The organism is Robertkochia sediminum (genome assembly GCF_016786255.1).
In the GTDB taxonomy this organism is placed as follows: domain Bacteria; phylum Bacteroidota; class Bacteroidia; order Flavobacteriales; family Flavobacteriaceae; genus Robertkochia; species Robertkochia sediminum.
In genome coordinates, this window is the sequence record NZ_JADMKT010000080.1 from 196,525 (window position 1) to 218,885 (window position 22,361).

General features: G+C 46.7%; 20 protein-coding genes. 5 read left to right on the top strand and 15 right to left on the bottom strand.

What is annotated here, in order from left to right; all coding sequences use genetic code 11:
* Nucleotides 1–11: 11 nt before the first annotated feature.
* From IS446_RS14140 to IS446_RS14150, 3 genes are all read right to left on the bottom strand, one after another.
* A complete protein-coding gene (locus IS446_RS14140) occupies nucleotides 12–1,919 on the bottom strand; it encodes a 2-oxoacid:acceptor oxidoreductase subunit alpha (RefSeq protein ID WP_203061406.1) in 1,908 nt (635 codons plus the stop codon).
* Between the two features lie 420 nt (nucleotides 1,920–2,339).
* On the bottom strand, nucleotides 2,340–3,065 hold the full coding sequence (locus tag IS446_RS14145) for a hypothetical protein (RefSeq protein ID WP_203061407.1): 726 nt from the start codon (nucleotides 3,063–3,065) through the stop codon (nucleotides 2,340–2,342).
* A 160-nt stretch (nucleotides 3,066–3,225) separates the two neighbouring features.
* Nucleotides 3,226–4,044, bottom strand: coding sequence for an NAD(P)H-binding protein (locus IS446_RS14150; protein WP_203061408.1), 819 nt, complete (start codon nucleotides 4,042–4,044; stop codon nucleotides 3,226–3,228).
* Between the two features lie 186 nt (nucleotides 4,045–4,230).
* Here IS446_RS14150 and IS446_RS14155 point away from each other — a divergent pair, with 186 nt between their 5' ends.
* The gene (locus IS446_RS14155; RefSeq protein WP_203061409.1) at nucleotides 4,231–4,698 is read left to right on the top strand and encodes a CBS domain-containing protein; all 468 of its coding nucleotides are present in this window, start codon (nucleotides 4,231–4,233) and stop codon (nucleotides 4,696–4,698) included.
* Here the strand turns inward: IS446_RS14155 and IS446_RS14160 are convergent.
* From IS446_RS14160 to IS446_RS14170, 3 genes are all read right to left on the bottom strand, one after another.
* Entirely contained in the window at nucleotides 4,695–5,045 is a 351-nt protein-coding gene (locus tag IS446_RS14160) for a hypothetical protein (RefSeq protein ID WP_203061410.1), read from the bottom strand. The genes IS446_RS14155 and IS446_RS14160 overlap by 4 nt on opposite strands.
* A 114-nt stretch (nucleotides 5,046–5,159) precedes the next feature.
* Nucleotides 5,160–5,717 carry an HNH endonuclease gene (locus IS446_RS14165; protein WP_203061411.1) on the bottom strand — a complete coding sequence of 186 codons (558 nt, stop codon included), beginning with the start codon at nucleotides 5,715–5,717 and terminating at the stop codon, nucleotides 5,160–5,162.
* A 33-nt stretch (nucleotides 5,718–5,750) separates the two neighbouring features.
* Entirely contained in the window at nucleotides 5,751–7,283 is a 1,533-nt protein-coding gene (locus IS446_RS14170) for a bifunctional GNAT family N-acetyltransferase/carbon-nitrogen hydrolase family protein (RefSeq protein WP_203061412.1), read from the bottom strand.
* Between the two features lie 163 nt (nucleotides 7,284–7,446).
* On the opposite strand from IS446_RS14170, the gene IS446_RS14175 reads away from it, so the two are divergent.
* The gene (locus IS446_RS14175; RefSeq protein ID WP_203061413.1) at nucleotides 7,447–7,782 is read left to right on the top strand and encodes a single-stranded DNA-binding protein; all 336 of its coding nucleotides are present in this window, start codon (nucleotides 7,447–7,449) and stop codon (nucleotides 7,780–7,782) included.
* A gap of 222 nt (nucleotides 7,783–8,004) precedes the next feature.
* Complete coding sequence (locus IS446_RS14180; RefSeq protein WP_203061414.1) at nucleotides 8,005–8,775, top strand: hypothetical protein; 771 nt, start codon at nucleotides 8,005–8,007, stop codon at nucleotides 8,773–8,775.
* Nucleotides 8,776–8,829: 54 nt separating this feature from the next.
* Here the strand turns inward: IS446_RS14180 and IS446_RS14185 are convergent, their stop codons facing one another.
* The 7 genes from IS446_RS14185 to metG all read right to left on the bottom strand — a co-directional run bounded on the left by IS446_RS14185 (nucleotide 8,830) and on the right by metG (nucleotide 16,726).
* Nucleotides 8,830–9,012 (bottom strand): hypothetical protein, encoded by a 183-nt coding sequence (locus IS446_RS14185; protein ID WP_203061415.1) that lies wholly within the window; start codon nucleotides 9,010–9,012, stop codon nucleotides 8,830–8,832.
* Nucleotides 9,013–9,081: 69 nt separating this feature from the next.
* Nucleotides 9,082–9,603, bottom strand: a complete 522-nt coding sequence (locus tag IS446_RS14190; RefSeq protein WP_203061416.1) for a ferritin — start codon at nucleotides 9,601–9,603, stop codon at nucleotides 9,082–9,084.
* Between the two features lie 84 nt (nucleotides 9,604–9,687).
* Nucleotides 9,688–11,811 (bottom strand): Tex family protein, encoded by a 2,124-nt coding sequence (locus IS446_RS14195; RefSeq protein WP_203061417.1) that lies wholly within the window; start codon nucleotides 11,809–11,811, stop codon nucleotides 9,688–9,690.
* 59 nt (nucleotides 11,812–11,870) lie between these two features.
* Nucleotides 11,871–12,779, bottom strand: a complete 909-nt coding sequence (locus tag IS446_RS14200; protein ID WP_203061418.1) for a histone deacetylase family protein — start codon at nucleotides 12,777–12,779, stop codon at nucleotides 11,871–11,873.
* 106 nt (nucleotides 12,780–12,885) lie between these two features.
* A complete protein-coding gene (locus tag IS446_RS14205) occupies nucleotides 12,886–13,629 on the bottom strand; it encodes a hypothetical protein (protein ID WP_203061419.1) in 744 nt (247 codons plus the stop codon).
* A 161-nt stretch (nucleotides 13,630–13,790) separates the two neighbouring features.
* Entirely contained in the window at nucleotides 13,791–14,492 is a 702-nt protein-coding gene (locus tag IS446_RS14210; protein WP_203061420.1) for a DsbA family oxidoreductase, read from the bottom strand.
* A 146-nt stretch (nucleotides 14,493–14,638) separates the two neighbouring features.
* Nucleotides 14,639–16,726 carry a methionine--tRNA ligase gene (gene metG / locus IS446_RS14215; RefSeq protein WP_203061421.1) on the bottom strand — a complete coding sequence of 696 codons (2,088 nt, stop codon included), beginning with the start codon at nucleotides 16,724–16,726 and terminating at the stop codon, nucleotides 14,639–14,641.
* Nucleotides 16,727–16,903: 177 nt separating this feature from the next.
* On the opposite strand from metG, the gene IS446_RS14220 reads away from it, so the two are divergent.
* Together IS446_RS14220 and IS446_RS14225 are read left to right on the top strand one after the other, a co-directional pair.
* A complete protein-coding gene (locus IS446_RS14220) occupies nucleotides 16,904–17,263 on the top strand; it encodes a YraN family protein (RefSeq protein WP_203061422.1) in 360 nt (119 codons plus the stop codon).
* Nucleotides 17,264–17,369: 106 nt separating this feature from the next.
* Nucleotides 17,370–18,026 (top strand): aspartate kinase, encoded by a 657-nt coding sequence (locus IS446_RS14225; RefSeq protein ID WP_203061423.1) that lies wholly within the window; start codon nucleotides 17,370–17,372, stop codon nucleotides 18,024–18,026.
* Here IS446_RS14225 and IS446_RS14230 read toward each other — a convergent pair.
* The gene (locus tag IS446_RS14230; protein ID WP_203061424.1) at nucleotides 18,021–18,737 is read right to left on the bottom strand and encodes a class I SAM-dependent methyltransferase; all 717 of its coding nucleotides are present in this window, start codon (nucleotides 18,735–18,737) and stop codon (nucleotides 18,021–18,023) included. The two genes, IS446_RS14225 and IS446_RS14230, sit on opposite strands and share 6 nt — an antisense overlap.
* 52 nt (nucleotides 18,738–18,789) lie before the next feature.
* Nucleotides 18,790–22,155 (bottom strand): transcription-repair coupling factor, encoded by a 3,366-nt coding sequence (gene mfd, locus IS446_RS14235; RefSeq protein ID WP_203061425.1) that lies wholly within the window; start codon nucleotides 22,153–22,155, stop codon nucleotides 18,790–18,792.
* Nucleotides 22,156–22,361: the final 206 nt, after the last annotated feature.

Below are 22,361 nucleotides of genomic sequence, written 5' to 3' on the forward strand. Positions count from 1 at the left end.
TATTACATTTTTTATACGCTTACTTTAGCGTTTTCAATATTCAATTCGCGCTTGATCATATTCAATACCTTTTCAGGATTCAGAGGCTGTCCGTAGACATTGCTGAAACTATCGATATCCATAAGTGTTTGGGCCCTGAGAAGCCACGCCAACTGGGCATGACGGCGATTCTCCCGGGTGATCATCGGGTGGCCCGGTGTATCGCTGTAATTGATCTCTACAGTGATAACTTTTTTGAATTTACTGAAGATCTCAGTCAATCCCGGAACCATGGGAAAGAGAAATCGCAAGTGCAGGCTGCTTACCTTTAGTCCTTCGGCACGGGCATCGGCTACGGCTTCCTCTATAGCACCAAGTGTAGAACCCCATCCAACCAGCAGAATATCACCTTCCGGGGCTCCGTTGATCTTTGGGGGTTTAAGGCTTTTCTGTAAAGAGGCGAACTTTCGGCTTCGGCTTTCGACGCCGGCCTGATTGATCTCCGGGTCGTATGCCACTTTTCCCGTTTGTCCGTGGGCCAGCCCCGTTACGGTATACATACCGCCTTTTTGCCCGGGGATCGGTCTTTTGCTGGTTCCTGTATGTTCATCCCACTCAAATGGAAAGGCCCCGTCTTTCCATGGGCTCTGATCAAAGGGATTGGTGAGCCAAAAAGAGTCGATCTTTGGACGCGGGAAGGGTTGTACCCCTGTTGCCAGATTCGCGTCACTTAATAATATAACGGGAGTTCGGAATGATTCGGCAAGCTTGCGTGCCAAAACAACAAATTGAAAGCACTCTTCGATGGTAGCAGCTGCAAGCACGATCTTTGGGGCATCTCCTGCCTCCCCGTAGATCGCCGCCAACAAATCGCTCTGTTCAACCTTTGTCGGTAATCCGGTAGAGGGTCCCCCTCGCTGAACATCAATGATCACCAGCGGGATCTCGGCCATGACCGCCAAGCCGATAAACTCGGTCTTAAGTGCCAATCCGGGACCCGAGGTAACCGTTACTGCCGGTTTCCCTGCGAAAGAAGCACCGATCGCAAATCCGATCGCAGCGATCTCATCTTCAGCCTGGTGAACGATACCCCCGACTCTTTCAAAATATTCGGCCAGGTGGTGGGATACGGAGGTCGCAGGCGTTATCGGATACATCGAGCACAGTTCAATGCCGGATGCCATGATGCCCAGACTGAGGGCTTCATTTCCGTTCATCACCACCATATCATTATGCACTTCCATCGGGGTCACCTCGTAACGAAAGGGAAGCTTTTCCCTGGCCCAGTCATATCCTGCGTGTAGCAATTTGATATTAAGGGCTATTACCGCGTCGGATTTCTTTTTAAAGATGGTTCGGATCTGGTCCTCGGCCTTGGGGAGGTCACGATCGTACATATAGCAGAGCAGGCCCAGGATCCACATGTTTTTACCTTTTCGGGGATCGGGCATTAGTTTCAGGCATTCTTCTTCCATGGGGATCTCGACCACCTGAATGCCTGATTCCTTAAATTTTAGTAGTGCTTCTGCGTACTGCTGTCTGATGGTTTCTTGTTCGCTTTTGGCCCATTTATTCTCGATAAACATCAGGGTGTTCTCATTATAGGCATCCTGGCTGATCCTGCCGTACAGCACCTGTTCATTGAGGGCTATGACCAGGTTGGCGTGATTTCCCATATTGGTCACTTTGTCAGAACCGATACGCACCCTGATCCCTGAAGCACCTTCCCGGGAACGTGCTGGTGGTTGTATTTCTGCAGGAATGATCTCAACGGTCCAAACCCCATTTCCCATTTTTGCGGAGATCGCCCCGAAGCTCTGTCCGCATTTTTGGGCTCCTTCGCCTGAATCGCTTACGATCTCAACGATCGCTTGTTTGATCTTCCTGGGTTTGATCGGTTCACCTCCGTTCAGGATGTCATTGCTAACCATGTAATCCATATGCTCTTAGCCTTTAGAATAAAAATCAGCTTTAAAGTAGTAAAAGCAGGATGTTCATGTTATGATAAATGTCAACTTATAAAATGATTGGCCTTAAGAATTCCTGGGCCCTCCGGGTAAGCGTAATTCCTTTTGCCTCAGGAATGCCCTTTTCTTAAGCCTTACCGGTAAAAAATGAGTGATGTGTTTTCCTTGTTGCTGATGGGAACCTTGTTTTATTCATAAAGCGATCAGAGCACTCAAAAAAAGAACATATTATTTGTATGCTTCAGATGGTTGGAGTTGATGCATCTGAAGCACAGTCTGATGCTGAGGTAATCCTGGTCCTGGAGATCCAAATGACTGGAAACTCCCGGGTGTTAATCATAAAAAAAGGCTGCTCCGTGAGGAGCAGCCTTTATTGTTTTATAGGACGGGCGCTTAATTCTTATTCTCTTTTTCGTTGCCCTCACCTGCCTGTTGTGCAGCTTGCTTTTGGGTGAGCAGGATCTCTTTGATCTGCTTCGCCAGGTTGAAGTTGGGAGCCATCACAATGGCTTCGTCTATAAGCTTGATAGCCTCGTCTATTTTCCCTTTGTCTTCATTGTAGATCAGTAATCCTTGCTGGTAGGTAAAGGCAGCTTTCAACGGCACCTGGTAGGGTGGATTCGCTTCGTAGAACGGTAGCATTTGTTCTTCTTTGGTGTTTTCAAGTCCGTAGGTGATATACGATTTAGCCTCAACCGTTTTACCTATTTGCATGTTGAGGTCGGTGAGCTCATAGGCCAGGTATACATCGGGCTTTCTGCTGAAGAGAATGTCGAATTGCATGACTGCAAGCTGTGGCTGATTCAGGGCCTTTAGCGAAATGGCCTTGATCTCGACCGCCAGGTCTGAAGCGTTGGCGTCTTTTTCGGTTCCCAACACATTAATAGCCTGAGCATATTGTTTAGAATTGGCGTATACATAGGCCAGGGTATCACTGCGTTCCTGACTTGGCTCCAGAATGTTGAGGTGGGTCAGGGCATCGATGATACCGCGCACATCGCCCTGTTTCATCATTTGCTGATAAAAGGCTTCGTAATGTGATTTAAGCTGCTGCTTGTCCTGAGCGTGGCTGCCTACTGAAGCAAATAGTAGCAGGGCCATACAGATGATCTGTTTCATAAATGGTGATTTGATTGTCTTTTGTTCGTTTGTTTCCCTTACAGGGCCCGATGCCATTACGGCCTCAGGAATCTGCTCAAAACTATTAAAATATTTGAATAAACCTCTTAAAGTTTTGATAACTCACGAACGGGGTAAACCGGGATCACCCTTTACCCGCCTAACAAAGCGGATGCAGGTAGTGCTGTTCGAGTAATCGGTCGGTATAGGCGGTGGAGATCAGTTTGCTTTTTCCGGAAGGATCGTCGCTGTATTGGGGCGGGGAGAGTTGCATTTGTTCGGCTGCATGGGTGTAATACGCTTTCTTGGAACTATGGCATGGTGCTACCCCATGAAGCGTATAGCCCCAAAGGTTTTTGGTGATAATGCCAAGGATAATTCGTATGCAGTCGTCTCGGTGAATGAGGTTGATTCGGTTATTGGCGCCTTTTAGTTCGTTTCTTCCTGAAAGGAATGTAACAGGGTGTCGGTCTCCTCCAAGGAGTCCGCCAAAACGCAGTACAGTATGATCTGTACCGGACTTTTGAGACATAACCAGGTGTTCGGCGGCCTGAAGTTGCCGGCCGGTGCGTGTATCGGGTTCGAAGGGATCTGTTTCGGTATACGTTTGCTCCCGGTCAGGGAATACAGAAGTCGAACTGATATAGAGTATATGACGAATTCCGGCATTTTCTGCTGCATCCAGTACAGGGACGAGTACCCTGGTGAAATCTCTTTCCGGGGCTTTGCGCAATCCCGGGGGAATATTGATGATCAGGATATGGCAGTTTTCCAGGAAATGAGCTGCCGGACCCACCAGGTCACCTTCCCGGGCGTTAATACAAAAGGGAGTGATCCCTTTTTGCGAAAGTTGGGTCATTTTTGATTCCCTGGTTGTACTGCCCTTTACGGTATATCCCTCGTGTATAAGGGCTTCAGCAAGGGGCAGACCGAGCCATCCGCAACCGAGAACAGCGATCTGATTTTTTGATCTGGTCATGGGATGAAGTTAGTGCTTTACGGCTCATAATTGGAATATAGAGCGAAAAAAATACGGTATCTGTAAAAAACATTACCCTTAAATGAGAAATTTTAAATATATTAAGGTTCTGATTATAGGTGGTTTAGCCTGTGGTCAGGTTAGAGATTTTCTCCCTTACATCAGAACCAAATAATACACAGCAACATGGCGATTAAAAGTTATCAAGGCCCAAGAGAAGAGCAAAAGAAGGAATTCAATGCGCCTATTCTAGTTACCGATTACATGACCAAAAGTCTTATCACCTTTCATCCCGATCAATCGATCCTTGAAGTTATGGAGCTCCTGATCAGGTACCGTATTTCCGGTGGACCGGTGTGTAATGACGATGGTGATCTGGTAGGCATCGTATCAGAGGCCGACTGTATGAAAGAGATCTCCGAGAGCCGCTACTACAATATGCCGATCCTCGATAAAAGGGTTTCACATTTTATGACCGAAGAGGTAGAGACCATCGATTGCAATGCCAGTATCTTTGATGCTGCTTCGCTCTTTCACGATTCGAACAGACGCCGGTTCCCCGTTGTTGATAAGGGGCGCCTCATTGGGCAGATCAGCCGGAAAGATGTGCTCGCAGCGGCCTTAAAGATCAGGGCCTACAGCTGGAGACGTTAGTCTGACCTCTTTACCAACATATAGAAATCATTGTCCAGGGGTAAATACCCATAGTCATAAACAAAGTAATAGACACTGCCTTTTCTGGTGGTGTACAGATGCGTGATGTGTTCGAAATCGAATCCTCTTTCCAGCATCTTTTTTCTGGTCGATCGGGTTTTTCCTTCAGGGTTTAGTTCCTGAAGGATCCTGTAGTTCTTACGCAAGCGGTTATTGATATTGCGTACCAGATTATTACTGTCCTTATTGCGCTTGTTGTTATAGGCGTTTCTGCAGTGGTCATTACAAAACTTCTTGTCGGCTCGGCCGTACAGCTTTTCTTCGCATTCCAGACATATTTTTTCCATAAAGATCGGCGGTTTATTATAATAGCAGGTTACTTATGTACACGCTATACACCCTTACCTCTTTACAGGTTCATGTCTTAATGCTTTCGGAGATCGTTGGGTAACTAACGGCTCTCAGGGCTCAACGCTGCCCCAATTCTCGCCCGACTTGATCCTGTACAGTTGCATTTCTGAGATCCCGAATTGCTTGGCGATCATCTTCATGCGGGTTTTTCGGTTGGGGTCGTTTATCTTACGCTTAATAAGCTTCACTTTCGCTTCAGTGAGCTTGGCATAAGTGCGATGGGTCTTTTTCCTTTCTTTGGCCTGGATCACCTTGGGGTTATTGCTGTTGTGAGCAGTTAGCTCACCTCTGGTAGCCCAAGCCAGGTTTTCGATCTGGTTGTTGAGTTTGTCAAAGTCCAGGTGGATCACAAAACGCTTTCCTTCGTCGTTCTTTAGAAATAATTCTGCAACTGCCCTGTGTATGTAAACCAGATCGTTCTTTTTGTCTTTCTTTATGGCGGTGATCACTGAATACCCTCCGACTTTTCCCGGATTGAGTAGCACACCCTCAGGGTCATGCTTGAAGCTTATTACACGTCCGTAATTAGAGATCTTGTAGTGTTCATTGTCACGCCAATTGTCGCGTTTGAGGTCTTTCCAGACCTCGTCCTTTAAGTTTATAATCATTTTTAGTGTTTGAGGGAGGCGTAAATATACTACTTATTTATTTTTTTTTATTTCATATAAGTCGAATCTTCTGTCTTTTAAGGTTCTTACGCTCCCGTGCTCGTGAAGTTCTTTAAGGAGGTCTACATCGACATCAACGATCAGTGTCATTTCGGTATTGGGTGTAGCCTCGGCTTTGATACCATTGGTGGGAAAGGCGAAGTCTGACGGGGTAAACACGGCGGCCTGTGCAAACTGGATGTCCATATTGCTCACTTTGGGCAGGTTACCCACACAGCCCGCGATAGCTACATAACATTCGTTCTCTATAGCTCTGGCCTGGGCACAATGTCTTACCCGTGTATATCCGTTCTGAGTATCGGTAAGGAAGGGTACAAAGAGGATCTGCATCCCCTGTTCGGCCATGAGTCTTGGGAGTTCGGGAAACTCCACATCGTAGCAGATGGCGATCCCGATACGGCCGCAATCGGTGTCGAAGGTCTTGATCCGGTCACCGCCCGACATTCCCCAATGTGCTATCTCGTTCGGGGTGATGTGGATCTTGGAGTACATTTCAGAGCTTCCGTCCCGCTTACATAGAAATCCGTTGTTGTAGAGTTTGCCATTGTCCAGGTAAGGCATACTTCCGGTAATGATGTTGATATTGTAGGAAATAGCGAATTCCTGGAATTTCTTGCGAATGGGGTCGGCGAACTTTGCTAACTCGCGTATGGCATCGGCCTCGTAAAGGTGGTTGTAATCGGCCATTAGAGGTGCAGTGAACAATTCGGGGAAAAGGGCAAAATCGCTCTCATACCTGGAAACGGCGTCAATAAAGAATTCGGCCTGGTCAAAGAGGGCATCAAGGTCTGGGATGGATCGCATTTGCCATTGGATGAGCCCGAGACGTACAACCGATTTATCGGTATTAATGAGTTTAGGGCTCGGTTCGTAGTAGATGTTATTCCACTCCATGAAAACCGCGTATTCCATAGATTGGGCGTCCCCTTCTAAATAACCCTTCATCACTTTTTTAACGTGAAAGTCGTTGCTTAATTGAAAGGCCAGAACAGGGTCGAACAGCTCCTTCATGCGCACCTTTTCGATATACTGTTTTGGGGTAAGTTTATCGGCTACTTTTCCGTAGTTCGGTATTCTTCCGGCAAACATGATCCCTTTTAGATTAAGTGTCTCACACAGCTCCTTCCGTTGATCGTATAGTCGTCTCCCGAGTCGGAGTCCGCGGTATTTCGGGTGAATGAACACATCGATCCCGTAGAGAATATTGCCCCGCGGATTATTGGTGGAGAAGGTGAAGTTTCCGGTGATCTCTTCATAGGTGTGGTTCTCGCTGATGTCTTTTTCGTCCAATCGAATGGATAGGGCAGATCCCACGACCTTATCGTCGGCCAGTACCACCAGCTGCCCATCGGGGAATACTTCCAATAACTTCGAGATCTGGTGTTCTTTCCAGTACATATCCTCCATTTCCGGATAGGCCTCGATCATTGATTTCTTCAATTCCTTATAGTCTTCGATACGCAGATTCCTGAGTTCGATCTTTTTGATGGCAGTTTGCTTTTCCATAGGCGAATGAATATCTGTTTGTAAACGTTTAAAAACACTTTTAAACGAAAGTAACCATGTATAAACCGGCTGTCAGCGCAAGGGAGTTGCAATTTTGGAGGGTGATTCGAGGCACATCGAATTTACGAATTAATCAGTATTAACCATTATAAACGAGTGAATTATGAATGCACTAAGAAACAAGGTACAGCTTATCGGGAATTTAGGGAACGATCCGGAGATCATAAAACTGGACAGTGGCAGAAAGCTGGCCAGATTCTCCATGGCTACGAATGAAACGTACCGAAATGCTGCCGGCGACCTGATAAAAGATACCCAGTGGCATTTTGTCGTTGCCTGGGGGAAGGTGGCGGAGATCACCGAAAAATACCTCACCAAAGGGTCGGAGGTAGCCATAGAGGGTAAATTAACCACCCGTACGTATCAGGATGAAGAGGGGCACAAGAAATATGTGACCGAGGTGAATTGTAATGAACTACTTATGCTTGGGGGTAAGTGAGTTGAAGGGAAGGGCCGGGATCTTTGATCTTTGGCCTTTCTTTTTTACATGTTCCCTGAGTTGTTGATGACTTATCCAGGGCGTGAGAATAGGCGGCGAATATTCGTGGTGATACTTCGAACCTTCGAAGTTCGGAAGGGGGTTGCATGTCTTGAAAGCCTGAAGAGTTCTGATAATCAATTTAATACGTATCTTTAGTAGTGTAATGTAAAAGATGATATTATGTTGAGAAAAGTTACCGGAGCAATTATTTTATTTTGTTTTACCATCGCTGTCGGGTATGCCCAGCACAGCATGTCTGACCTCTATGAATTAAGAGATCTTAGAGCCAGTTCTGCAGAGCAGGAGATGCAACGTATGGGGTACAGGTTATCGAGTGTCGATAAAGCCTCAGGGCGGGCCTATCAGTATTGGTACAGTCAGAGGGATCGTCGTTGCGTGCAGGCGGTCATTGAAAACGGAAGGGTAGAGGCGATCAAGCAGGTTTCTACCGCAGAATGCAAGGACCAGGGTTCATCAGGGAATTACTTTAACCCTGTAGCCATGCGCGGACTTACTGAGGTTAAAGCCAGTAGCAGGCTTCAGGATGAAGGTTATCGCGTGGTGAGCACCGATGGCAAGGGTGCCGGTCGCATAGATATGTACTGGTATAACGCCAAAACACGGAGATGCCTGAAAATGGAGGTAGACAACGATTACGTAAGAAATGTGAACTACACCACTACAGCCATGTGTACCAATGCCGATAACAGACCGGATGAGCTCTACGGAAAAGGCAGTAAGAATGATACCAGTATGGATTACCTCAAGGGGTGGCCGGCTACAAAAGCCTACGACCGACTGGAAGATCGTGGATACACACAGAAAAAAGGGCATCGGGACGATGGAAAGACCTGGAGGGTATGGTACAATTCCCGTACAGGAGAATGCATTAAGACCCTCAGTCAAAATTCAAAGATTTCTAAGGTGATCCCCTCCAGCCGATGTAACTGAGCAAGGCAATGCCTGAAAAGTAAAAGCCCGGACCATGGTCCGGGCTTTTTATATTTATGCAACTTTTTCAAGGAGATCAAAACAAGGGCAACGCTTACAGCGCTTGCTTTCAGACTTCTTATACTTTTTACAACACTTGGATTTTAAGGGCTTATCTAGTTCGCCTTCCTGTAATTTCCTGATGCGTTTCGCAAGTTTCTTTTCAGCTTTTTTTTCTTTCTCCTTCTTTTTTCCCACGATGTCCGGATTTTTTCCGGAACAAAGATATTTGTTTTTAATGAATCTAAATAAACTTTAACACATGGGTTAGTTTTGTGTTGGCGGGGCAACAGAACTTTCTACACTTAGCTGTTTAATGTCGCGGTCAAAGAGGTATAATCCGCCTTTGTCGTCGCCTATCATATTGATCTTGTCCAGGATGGTACGTGCCACTGCTTCTTCTTCGATCTGCTCTGCTACGTACCACTGGAGGAAATTGTGGGTAGAAAAATCTTTTTCATCAAGGGTGATCTCTACCAATTTATTGATGCACTCCGAAACAAAGATCTCGTGTTTAAGGAGTTTTTCGAACATCTCCTGAAAGGATCCAAAGGTAACATTGGGGGCAGCAAGTGCCGATACCTGGGCGTGACCTCCGCGTTCGTTAATGTATTTTACCAGTTTAAGCATATGCTCCCGCTCTTCATCACTTTGGGCAAACATAAATTGGGCGATACCGTCGAGGCCTTTTACCTCTGCCCAGCACGCCATGGCAAGATAAACTTGTGATGATTCAGCTTCTACCCGAACCTGATCGTTCAGGGCTTTTTCTATAGATTCTTTTAACATGGTTGTTGGTTTAATATTCTTCTATTCAGGTAAATTTAAGCATTTCAATGCACATAGAATGCGATTCCCGAATTTCTCATCTGCTTACAGGATCATGGATAATTGCACGCGCTTTCTGTCGATGTCTACAGACAACACTTTGACCTGAACATGCTCGTGAAGGCTTACCACCTCATTTACATCGGCTACATACCCATCTTTGAGTTGCGAAATGTGTACAAGTCCGCTCTCTTTGATCCCGATATCTACAAAGCATCCAAAATTCGTAATATTATTGACGATACCCGGTAGTACTTCGCCCGGTTTTAGATCGGCTATTGTTTTTATATGAGGTGCAAACTCGAATACCCTGGCCTTTTCACGGGGGTCAAGTCCCGGTTTTTCCAACTCCTTTAAAATGTCATTAAGGGTGAGCATACCTACGCTATCACTGGTGTATTTTTCGGGAGTGATCCCTGCTATGGCCGCCTTACTTCCTATGAGTTCGTCGAGGTTCTTTCCAAGGTCTTTCGCCATTTTCTTCACCAGGGAGTAGCGTTCCGGGTGAACGGCCGAATTATCAAGCGGATTGTCGCCTTCGCGGATTCGTAAAAAGGCAGCACTTTGCTCAAAGGCCTTTGCGCCCAGACGGGGTACCATTTTAAGGTCGTTCCTGTTCTTGAACTTGCCGTTTTCCTTTCGCCAGGCCACGATATTCGAAGCCATTTTAGGTCCGATACCCGAAACGTAAGACAGCAGGGATTCACTGGCGGTGTTTAGGTTGACACCCACTTTGTTCACACAGCTGCTCACCACAAGGTCGAGTTCTTCTTTAAGTCTGGTTTGATCTACATCGTGCTGGTATTGACCTACCCCTATCGATTTGGGATCGATCTTTACCAGTTCTGCCAGCGGATCGGCCAATCGCCTGCCAATAGAAACGGCACCTCTTACCGTTACATCGTAGTTCGGGAATTCCTGCCTGGCAATAGAAGAGGCCGAATATACCGAAGCACCGGCTTCACTGACGACAAAAACCTGCAGGTCGCGATCAAAACGTACCCGTTTTACCAGGGCTTCCGTCTCCCGGGAGGCCGTACCATTACCAATGGCAATGGCTTCGATCTTATAGGCATTGACCAATGTGCTGAGCTTTTTGATCGCTTCTCTGTCTTTTTTCTGTGGTGGATGGGGGTATAGGGTTTCGTTGTGAAGGAGTTCTCCTCCTGCCCCCAGGCATACCACCTTGCATCCGCTTCGGTATCCCGGGTCTATGGCCAGGATGCGTTTTTCTCCCAGAGGTGCTCCTAACAAAAGCTGCCTCAGGTTCTTTGCAAAAACCTCGATGGCTGTGGTCTCTGCCTTTTCTTTTGCTTTGCTCAGGGCTTCGTTGGCCAGGGAGGGTGCCAGCAAACGCTTATAGGCATCTTTTGCGGCCAGTTCCAGCTGATCTGCACAAGCATTCGAACTTCTAATGATGCGGTTGTAAATGTGATCGAGGGCACGGTCTTCATCGATGGAGATGTTTACCCTGATCACCCCTTCATTTGCAGCGCGCATAATGGCGAGCAACCGGTGAGACGGGCATCGCGAAAGGGATTCTGCCCAATCGAAATAATCACGGTATTTTTGGGCGTCTTCCTCCTGCGATCTGGCCTTGACCACCTTACACGATATTTCAGCATGACGCTCGAAAGACCTGCGCAGGTAATTCCTTATATCCAATCGTTCATTGATCCATTCGGCTATGATATGCCGGGCTCCTTCGAGAGCATCTTCAGTCGAGGGGACCTCCTTTCCTGTATACCGCATGGCTTGCGATTCCGGGTCTCTGCTGTTCTGTGCCATTAGGATCTTGGCAAGGGGTTCCAGTCCGCGCGCCCTGGCCTTGTCGGCCTTGGTCTTCCGGGTTTTCTTAAAAGGCAGGTAAAGGTCTTCGAGCTCCGTGAGGTTTTGTGCAGCGGTAATCTTTTCCTTAAGTTCAGTGGTGAGCACTTCCTGTTCTTCGAGAGATGAAAGGATAGAACTTCTTCTTTTTTCGAGTTCATTAAAGACTTTAAGGAGCTTATTAATGGTCTCTATGGCCGTTTCGTCAAGATTGCCTGTTCTTTCTTTTCTATAGCGGGCAATAAACGGTATGGTACACCCTTCATCAAAAAGTTCGAGGGTGTTGTTTATGGCAGATTCATCCAGATCGGTATGCTGCCTGATATATGCTGATGCGGTCATGGATACGCTTTTTCGTGTCGGCAATTTATAAAAATAGCCGAAGGTCCGGGGCGTACACCTTAGAAATAAATTTCACGGGCCAGGCGGTAGGTGTTGGCATGGGCTTCGATAATGGTGCGCAGGTCTTTTGCATAGCCACCACCCATGCTGCATTGCACAGGAATGTCAAGGTTACGGCAGGTTTCGAGGACAAAGGCGTCTCTTTGCCTGCACCCTTCCATACTCAATCCCAGCTTTCCCAGTTTATCGCCTGCGATCACATCTACACCACTAAGGTAAAAGATAAAGTCCGGGCGGTGACGCTCAATGAGCTTCGGCAGGGTTTTATGGAGGATCTCCATATATTCCCTATCCTCGGTTTTGTCGTCTAGGGCAATGTCAAGGTCACTCACTTCTTTTTTAAAAGGATAGTTGTTCTTTCCGTGCATAGAAAAGGTAAAGACTCTGGAGTCTTCAGCAAAGATCTCCGCTGTACCGTTGCCCTGGTGTACATCGAGGTCTACAATGAGTATTCTTTTGGCTGCGCCGGTATGCTGCAGGTAGCGGGCGCCAATGGCCTGGTCGTTGAGCATGCAAAAGGCTTCCCCCTTATCGCTGTAAGCGTGATGTGTACCTCCGGCAATGTTCATGGCAATACCATCCTGCAAAGCTATTTCGCATCCCATTATGGTGCCCTGAGCAATAATGAGTTCCCGCTTTACCAATTCCTCCGACAGGGGGAAACCAATACGCCGCACTTCGCGGGCGTCAAGGTCAAGGGCTCTGAGCCTGTCGTAGTAATTGTGGTCATGTGTCCTCAGAATATGTTCCGGATCCGGGTATCCAGGGGCGAAAAAATCACTTTTTTCACTTGTACCCTCGTGAAGTAACTGCCGTGGTAAAAGGTCGTATTTCTCCATAGGAAAGCGATGCCCTTCGGGTAAAGGGTGCTTGTATATGGGGTGATAGGCGATCTTTAATGCACACATAGGTAAATGACAAAAGGGGGAAATCCCCCTTGTTAAGATGCCTGTGAAGATACTTTAATAGGGTTAAAAAAGCATACTCCGTTTGGAATATCGGGTATGCAGGGTATTAGCTCCCGCTCTCAAAGTATTTAAAGATCTCGGCCAGATCTTCTTCCTTATCCGGGTTCAGATCCTGATCTTTCATGAATTTTTTAAGCTCTTTTTTATCAATGCTTCCGGCGTAATCGTAAAGCGTCTTCTTGCTTGGCTTAAAGAACACAGGGGTTTGGTTGCCTTCCGCAATAAAGTAATTGATCTCGTCTACGAACTTATCAGGGAATCCTGACTCGAAAGAAGTTCTCGCCTCCCTACCTTCGCGAAATTCTTTACGTTTCTGTACGTAAAGAGTGTACTTTTCTCCTCGGTGAAGCACCATTAGGTATCCCTCTCCTTGTTCACCATTCTCTTTTTTAAAGGCGGGAATATAGCGGTACTCACTACCGAGAAAGGTCGCAGAAATATCGGGAGTTTTAAGCAGGGCCTGGTAATTTACTGTATTAGGCTTTTCTTTAACTTCGATCTCATCGCTAAAGGCATTGTAGCGGAGTTGAAAATTTTTAGCCTCCTTATCCTTAAAGCGCACCTCTCCAGGAACAAAGGCAGTGGCGAAATACGGCGATCCCTTTACCTTTTTTATATCGACCTTATTGCCATCTTCCTTATAATATCCGGAAATGCTTTGACTTTGGTAAGCTGTGTTCCAGTCGAAGGCCTGGTAATCAAAAGTTTCTCTTTTTCCCTGAGCGGCACTATACTGGCAAAAGCAAAGGGCAAGGGAGAGCGTAAATACGGTGTTGAAAAAAGTTTTCATTTATTGGTTTTGGCAGTAAGTTCATCATTATTTCAAAAAAAAGAAAATTATTTCCTACTCAATTTGAAAACTTTGGTCCCTATATCGTATTGCTGTACAATTATTTAGGTGCTCTTTAGGTTTTGTGAGGCCTTATGGTACACGGTATTTCGGGGTCTCGTTTAACAATTCCCTTCGGTATCACAGGAATCTCCTTCGCTTATTTCCAGGTCCTGACCTTGCTTGTTCTTGAACTCACCATAGGCTTTTTCCAGGGCCTGAAGTAAGGCCGGTGCTTCCTGGGCACCTGAAATACCGTATTTTCTGTCGATCACAAAGAAAGGAACCCCCTGAATACCCAGGGCATTTGCCTCTTTAAGGTCGCGTTCTACCTTTCGGAACGGGGCATCGGAGGTTAACGCTTCGCGGATCTCCTCTTCACTGAGCCCTACCATGCCTCCAAGCCTGAAGAGTTCTTTTGGGTCGTCCAGATTCTTGTTGTCGGTAAAGTAGGCGTGAAATAAGTGCTGTTTGAGTTGGGCTCCCAGACCTCTGTCTTTGGCGAGTTGTAACAGGGCATGTGCGCGTACCGTATTGGCAGGGATAACCCCGTCAAAATTAAAGTCGATATCTTCCCTTTTACCGGTATTCGCGGTAGTTTGCATCATTTGCTGAACCTGCTCTTCCGGCATGCCCTTATGGTTTGCGAGATAGGTGGCAAGGCTGGTTTCCGGCTCGGTGGTTTGAGAAGGATTGAGTAAAAAGCTTTTCCATTCCACTTCGATCTTATCGGCATGAGGAAATTGGGATAATGCTTTTTCAAATCGCTTCTTTCCGATATAACACCACGGACAGGCAACGTCGCTCCAGATCTCTATTTTCATAAGTGTAGTTTTATTTTTTTCAGGGTTCGTCACCCTATTCCATATGGTCGCGATAGTACCCTGAACATTACACAGGGATCTTGCAGCCGGGGCTAAAAATATAAAACCCCGCTCTCAGGCGGGGTTTCGGTCGGTATCAAGGTTGTTTAGTTGATCGTAGTTCCGTTGGTAACGCCATCTTCATCCGGATTGACGAAAACCAGTTTGCCTTCGGCGTTTTCCGTCATCAGGATCATGCCCTCGCTCATGACTCCACGCAATTTTCTTGGAGCCAGGTTAACCAGTACGGTAACTTTCTTGCCGATAATATCTTCGGGTTTGAAGCTCTGTGCAATACCAGAAACAATGGTTCGCGTATCGATACCGGTATCTACTTTAAGCACGAGAAGTTTATTGGCTTTAGGCATCTTTTCGGCTTCGATAATGGTACCTACCCTGAGGTCCATTTTTGTGAAGTCTTCGAAGGTGGCTGTTTCCTTTTGCGGTTCTGCTGTTTTATTGGCAGCTTCGTTCATCTTTTTGGTGTTTTCCAGTTTTTCCAATTGCTTTTCGATCTCTATATCTTCGATCTTAGTGAATAGCAGGCTGGCCTTGTTGATCTGCTTCCCTGCCGGTAAGAGGGTTTCAAAACCGGCGATATCGTCCCAGAACAGGCGGTCGTTGCCATTTTGTGCCAGCATATCACGCAGTTTTTCTGAAGTGAAAGGCAGTAAGGGCTCAGAAAGTACTGCCAGGGCCGATGCGATCTGCAGGGCAACGTACATAATGGTTTGTACGCGCTCCGGATCGGTCTTCACGACCTTCCATGGCTCTTCATCGGCAAGGTATTTGTTACCGAGTCGTGCAGCGTTCATAAGTACCTGTGAGGCCTCCCGGAAACGGTAGCGCTCGATGCTCTGACCGATCTTTTCAGGATATGTTCGCAATTCTTCCAGTACCTCCATGTCTACCTGGGTTAATGTTCCCGGTTGTGGAATAACCCCATCGTAGTATTTGTTGGTAAGTACCACCACGCGGTTGATGAAGTTTCCGAAGATGGCTACCAGTTCGTTGTTATTTCTCGCCTGGAAATCTTTCCAGGTAAAATCATTGTCTTTGGTTTCCGGAGCGTTTGCGGTAAGCGTATAGCGCAATACATCCTGTTTGTCAGGGAACTCTTCAAGGTATTCATGTAACCATACCGCCCAGTTCTTGGAGGTAGACAGCTTATTGCCTTCAAGGTTCAGGAACTCATTGGCCGGAACATTTTCCGGTAAGATAAAGTCTCCATGCGCTTTAAGCATGGTAGGGAAGATGATACAGTGAAAAACGATATTATCTTTTCCTATAAAATGTACCAGCTTCGTATCCTGATCCTTCCAGTAAGGTTCCCATGATTTGCCTTCGCGTTCGGCCCACTCCTTTGTGGCAGAGATATACCCGATAGGGGCGTCGAACCATACATAAAGGACTTTGCCATCGGCGCCTTCAACCGGAACGGGAATACCCCAATCCAGATCTCTGGTTACGGCACGCGGCTTAAGCCCTTCGTCTACCCAGCTCTTTACTTGTCCGTAAACATTGGGTTTCCAGTCGTTCTTATGACCTTCCAGGATCCATTCTCTTAAAAACGATTCATAGCGGTCTAATGGCAGGAACCAGTGACGTGTTTCTTTAAGTACGGGTTTGCTGCCTGTGATCGTCGATTTCGGATTGATGAGGTCGGTGGCGTTAAGAGAGCTACCGCATTGCTCGCATTGATCGCCATAGGCTTCTTCATGGTTACATCGCGGACAAGTTCCGGTAACAAAACGGTCGGCGAGAAATTGGCCGGCTTCCTGATCGTATAATTGTTCTGTGACCTCTTCAATAAATTCACCCTGCTCATAGAGCTTACGGAAAAAATCGGAGGCGGTTTGATGGTGTATCTCCGATGAGGTTCTGGAATAATTGTCAAAAGCGATACCGAAGGCTTCAAAAGAATCCTTGATCAGGTTGTGGTATTTGTCAATGATCTGTTGCGGACTCACCCCTTCCTTTTTGGCTTTCATGGGGATGGCTACCCCGTGTTCGTCACTCCCGCATATAAAGGCTACATCGTTGCCTTTTAGACGAAGGTATCTCGAATAGATGTCGGCCGGTACATAAACTCCGGCAAGGTGACCTATGTGAATAGGGCCATTAGTGTAGGGCAGGGCCGCGGTAATGGTATAACGTTTCCCTTTTTGCGTAGTTTCGCTTTGATTCTTTGACATGGTTCATCTTATTGAAGCCACAAAAATAATCAATTTAGACAGAGGCTAGGGGGCGTATCAAAATTATTGCCCATTTAAAAGGTTACCTGTGCCGGATATCCTAAAAAGGGGCGATTTTAAAGTTTGTTCAGGGTGCTGTGTAGAAAATAATCTGATATTTATTAAAAACTCATCGCTATGTCGGTACATCATGAATTTGGAAAATGGGCAGAGACCCAGGCTGTTCTTTACCTGGAGGCTCAGGGTTATGAGGTACTGGAGCGCAATTATCGCTATGACCGGGCAGAGGTTGATATCATTGCAAAATACGCCGATCGTATTATCATTGCTGAGGTTAAGGCCAGGTCTACGGATTATTTTGGTGACCCTCACGATTTTATAAGTCGAAAAAAGGTGAGGCTTTTGGTGAAGGCCGCAAATCATTATATCCGGAGTAATGGATTGGATCAGGAGGTGCGGTTTGATGCCATTGCCATTGTAAAACAAGGTAGCGGATTTCGTGTGGTCCATCTGGAGGATGCCTTTTACTTCTTTTAATGTTTTATTTATAACAATTAGTCAGGAATTTTTTTAATTGTTTAAAAAACTTAATTTTACACCGGAAATCTCAAGAAATCAAACTGTTTAATCCATATTCGGGATCATGAAGACCATTTCATCTGTTGTAGAACATTACATTAAATCGAAGCCTTTTCTGCAAACAGCTTTGGCTCAGGGGATCATTAACCTTACTTCGCTTTCGCGAACCATTAAACCCGAGATCGAAGCCCAGCTCGGCAAAGAGGTGCGTAACGGAGCGGTGGTGATGGCACTTAAAAGGTTGAGTGCAGACCTGGAATTCAGGGCAACGCATAAGATCCTGAAGGTCCTTAAAGATATTGGCGAGATCACGGTGCGTTCAAGCCTCACCGATTATACTTTTATGATCTCTGAAACCATATTGAACAAACAGGCCATGTTGTTGCGCGAGATCGATAGCAAGGATGTTTTCTACACCTCCTCCCGTGGGGTTAATGAGACCAATATCGTAGTAAGTAATACCATGAACGCGATCGTGGAGGATATCTTTAGGGCAGAACGGATGCTTCAAAAAGTAGAAAACCTTTCTTCGATCAGCGTTAAACTTCCGGCAGAGAATGTGGAGGTTCCCGGGATCTACTACTTTATATTCCAGCGTCTGGCATGGGAGGGCATCGTGCTTAATGAGGTGATCTCCACCACCAATGAGTTCACCATTATCGTTAGTGAAGATCAGATCGATAAGGCCTTTAGTGTGATCAAGGATCTTAAGGGACTATGATTTAAATCCCCAGATGCGCTTTGCGCAGCCCCAGGTAAGGTCTTCCATTTGCGGATTTCCGTTATAGGTCTTCAGAGCGTTATTCAAGTGGTCAAACCCTCCAAACCGGTTGGAATACACTTCCAGGTAATTATAGGTTTCCGGAAAGCGCACACACTTTTTGCTAATAAATGGGATCACATGCTTGAGGTAGAAATGATACCCTTTACGCAATAGTTGGTTTTTGGGCATGGCTACTTCAACAAGGCTGTAGGTGCCCCCCGGTTTTAGTATTCGCATGATCTCCTCTGCAAATTCCCCTAACTGCTCTTCAGAAAAAGTTTTAAGTCCGTAGCAACACACCACGGCATCTTGCGAATTATCGGGGATACCCGAATGGAAAACGTTTTTTTGTAAGAGTTCGATTTGATAGTTCGAAAAATGCTGTTTGCGTTGTCTGGCTCTGCCCATCATGCCTTCTGAGAAGTCTAATGCGGTAAGGCGCCCTTCGGGACCTATTTTATGAAGCAGGTGTTTCCAGCATTCCCCCGGGCCTGCGAGGAGGTCGGCAACATGTGCTCCCGGTTTCAATGACAGTTTTTTTATAGCAAGCTTTCGCCACAGCGGATAAAACCCAAAAGAAGTTATGCTGTTCATGGCCGTATAGGAGGTGCTCATCCTGTTGAACAGGTCGGCAACAAAAGCAGGATTGTAAAGGGTTTCTTGTGACATGGTCAAAGAAGGTACGAAAAAAACACCTTCCTTGCCCGGATCATATTATATTTCAGGTTGTGGCCTTCTCCTTCACTTTGAATAAGCTCAACGCTTTAAGGGCTTTGCTCACCGAGGTGATATGGTCAAAGGTAAGCAGTAATCTCAGGCCGTTACGCGTTTGTTTTTCTTTGAGTTTACAGAGGGCTGCATTGGACTGCACCAGCTGGAGTACCCGGGTAAATCCGGGACTCTGGTAAAAACTGCTTTGTTGATCGGCCAGGAAGTACCCTATCATTTTTCCCTGTTTTAAGATCAGGCGTTCCAGTCCTATAGATGCGGCGATCCATTTCAGGCGTACGCTATCCAGAAGGTCTTTGGCCTCAGGTGGTAATTCCCCAAAGCGGTCTTCCAGACGTTGTTCGTAGGCCAGCAACTCTTCTTCGTTCTTCAGGTTACTCAATTCGTTGTAAAGATTGAGTCGTTCTGTGATCGCATTGATGTAATCATCGGGGAACAGGATCTCGAAGTCGGTATCCAACTGGGTGTCTTTGACGTAGACCTTTGATGCAGCTTCGTGTTTGTAGAGGTCGGCAAACTCCTGGTCTTTGAGTTCTTCTATGGCTTCCTGAAGGATCTTCTGATAGGTGTCAAATCCGATCTCATTGATAAATCCGCTTTGCTCTCCGCCGAGCAGGTCTCCGGCTCCGCGAATCTCCAGGTCTTTCATGGCAATATTGAATCCGCTTCCCAGTTCAGAGAACTGTTCCAGCGCCTGGATGCGTTTTCGCGCCTCATCTGTCATGGCGCTATACGGGGGTGTAATAAAATAGCAAAAGGCCTTTTTATTGCTTCGCCCTACGCGACCCCGCATCTGATGCAGGTCAGAGAGTCCGAAATTATTCGCATTATTTATAAAGATGGTATTGGCATTAGGTACATCGAGTCCGCTCTCGATAATGGTGGTGGAAACCAGAACATCAAATTCACCGTTCATGAAGGCGAGCATGATCTTTTCCAGTTGTTTTCCTTCCATTTGTCCGTGGCCTATGGCTACCTTGGCGTCTGGCACCAGGCGCTGTATCATTCCGGCAACCTCACGTATGTTCTCAATGCGGTTGTGGATAAAGAACACCTGTCCGCCGCGTTGTATCTCATAACTTACGGCATCCCTGATGGGTTCTTCCCCAAAACGGATCACATGCGATTCTATGGGGTAGCGGTTGGGAGGAGGGGTGGTGATCACCGACAAGTCCCTGGCCGCCATCAGGCTAAACTGAAGGGTTCTCGGAATAGGCGTAGCGGTAAGGGTAAGCACATCGACATTTTCTTTAAGGGTCTTGAGTTTGTCTTTAACGGCCACTCCGAACTTTTGTTCTTCATCGACGATGAGGAGGCCGAGGTCTTTAAAGATTACGTTCTTATTCACCAGCTGATGTGTCCCGATGATAATGTCTACTTTTCCTGCTGCCAGATCTTCCAGGGTACTCTTCTTTTCCCTGGCCGTACGGAAACGGTTGAGGTAGGATACGGTTACGGGCATATCGGCCAGGCGTTCCCTAAAGGTCTTGTAATGCTGGAAAGCCAGGATCGTAGTAGGTACCAGTACCGCTACTTGTTTCCCGTTATCTACGGCTTTAAAGGCAGCTCTTATGGCTACCTCGGTCTTACCAAATCCTACGTCACCACAAACGAGCCTGTCCATTGGCTGTTCACTTTCCATATCGGATTTCACATCGGCAGTGGCGGTACTTTGGTCGGGAGTGTCCTCGTATAAGAATGACGCTTCAAGCTCATTTTGGAGGTAGCTATCGGGACCGTATTGAAACCCTTTGCGGGTTTTTCTTTTGGCGTAGAGCTGAATGAGGTTAAAGGCGATCTCCTTAACCCTTGTTTTGGTCTTCTTCTTGAGGTTTTTCCACGCACTTGATCCCAGCTTATAGATCTTGGGAGGTTTTCCGTCCTTGCCATTGTACTTGGAGATCTTATGCAACGAGTGAATGCTCACATAGAGAATATCGCGCTCACCGTAAATGAGTTTAATGGCTTCCTGTGTCTTTCCTTCGACCTGGATCTTTTGCAAACCTCCGAACTTCCCGATCCCGTGGTCCATATGGGTAACATAATCGCCCACCTCCAGGTTGGTGAGTTCTTTAAGGGTAATGGCCTGCTTTTTCGAGTAACCGTTCTTCAGGTGGAATTTATGGTAACGCTCAAAGATCTGGTGGTCGGTGTAGCAGGCGATATTCTTGTCGTGGTCTATAAACCCCTGGTACATGGAGAACACTACGGTCTTGTAATGCACCTCTTCGCCCATATCGTCAAAGATGTCGTGAAAACGTTTGGCCTGTTGTTCACTAATGCACACCAGGTAGTTGGTATACCCTTCCCGGTGGTTCTTTTGAAGATCTTCGGTAAGCAGGTTAAAGTGCTTGTTAAAGGCGGGTTGTGGAGTAGTGTTGCACGTTATGGTCGTCGCTTCTGTTCCTTTGCTGAAGAGGGGCTGCGTACCGCATTCCACAATGCGTAACGCCAGCAGGTCTTTTTTTACCTGTACAGCATCGCTAAAGAGTTCGGCGGGTTGTTGATGACGTATTTCGCCTTCGATCAGGTTAAAGGCTTCGGTAGCCTTTTGAAAGAGTCCGTCGATCCTGGAAAAGACCATTTCCGTATTTTTGACGAAGACAACTGTTTTTCGCTGAATGTATTGTAAAAAGCTCTGCCGGTGTTCTTCCTGTTGTTTGTTCTCCACATTGGGCATAATGGAGATCTTCTTCAGGCGTTCTGTAGAAAGTTGGGTCGCAACGTCAAAGGTGCGAATACTGTCGATCTCATCGCCAAAGAATTCAATGCGATAGGGTTCGTCGTGAGAGAAAGAGAAAACATCTACAATACCTCCCCGCACGGAGAATTCACCGGGTTCAGAAACAAAATCAACGCGTTTAAAGTGGTATTCGAACAGGGCCTCATTGAGGAAGTCAAGTGAGAGTTTGTCGCCAACCTGAGCCTTCAGGGTATTCTTGTCTAATTCTTTTTTGGTGACCACCTTCTCGAACAGGGCATCGGGATAGCTCACGATCACTGCCGGCTTTTTTCGCGAATTGAGTCGGTTGAGCACCTCTGCTCTGAGCAGCACGTTGGCATTGTCTGTTTCTTCGATCTGGTAAGGCCTTCTGTAGCTTCCGGGATAAAAGAGCACCTGGTCTTCACCGAGGAGATTTTCCAGGTCGTTGAGGTAATAGGCGGCTTCTTCCTTATCGTTAAGAACGAGCAGGAAAGGGAGTTCGCCCGATCTAAAAGTTTCAGAAATGGTTAGTGAAAGGGAAGAGCCCACAAGGCCTTTCAGGAATACACGGGCCTGGTCTGGGGTAATAGCTTCCTGCAGGTGCGCCCGTTGGGGTGCCCCGTGAAATGCCCCGGAGATCTTTTCAATACTCAATGGATAGCGATTTTAACGCAAAGATAGTTTAAAGTTATAAAGTTACGAGGTTATGAGGTGGGGGGAGTGGGGAATAGGGAGTAGGGAAGTAGGGAAGTAGGGAAGTAGGGAAGTAGGGAAGTAGGGAGGCAGGGAGGCAGGTATGTGGCTAAACGGGTAGCCGGGTATGCGGGTATGCAGGTAATTAGGTATATGGGAATATAGGT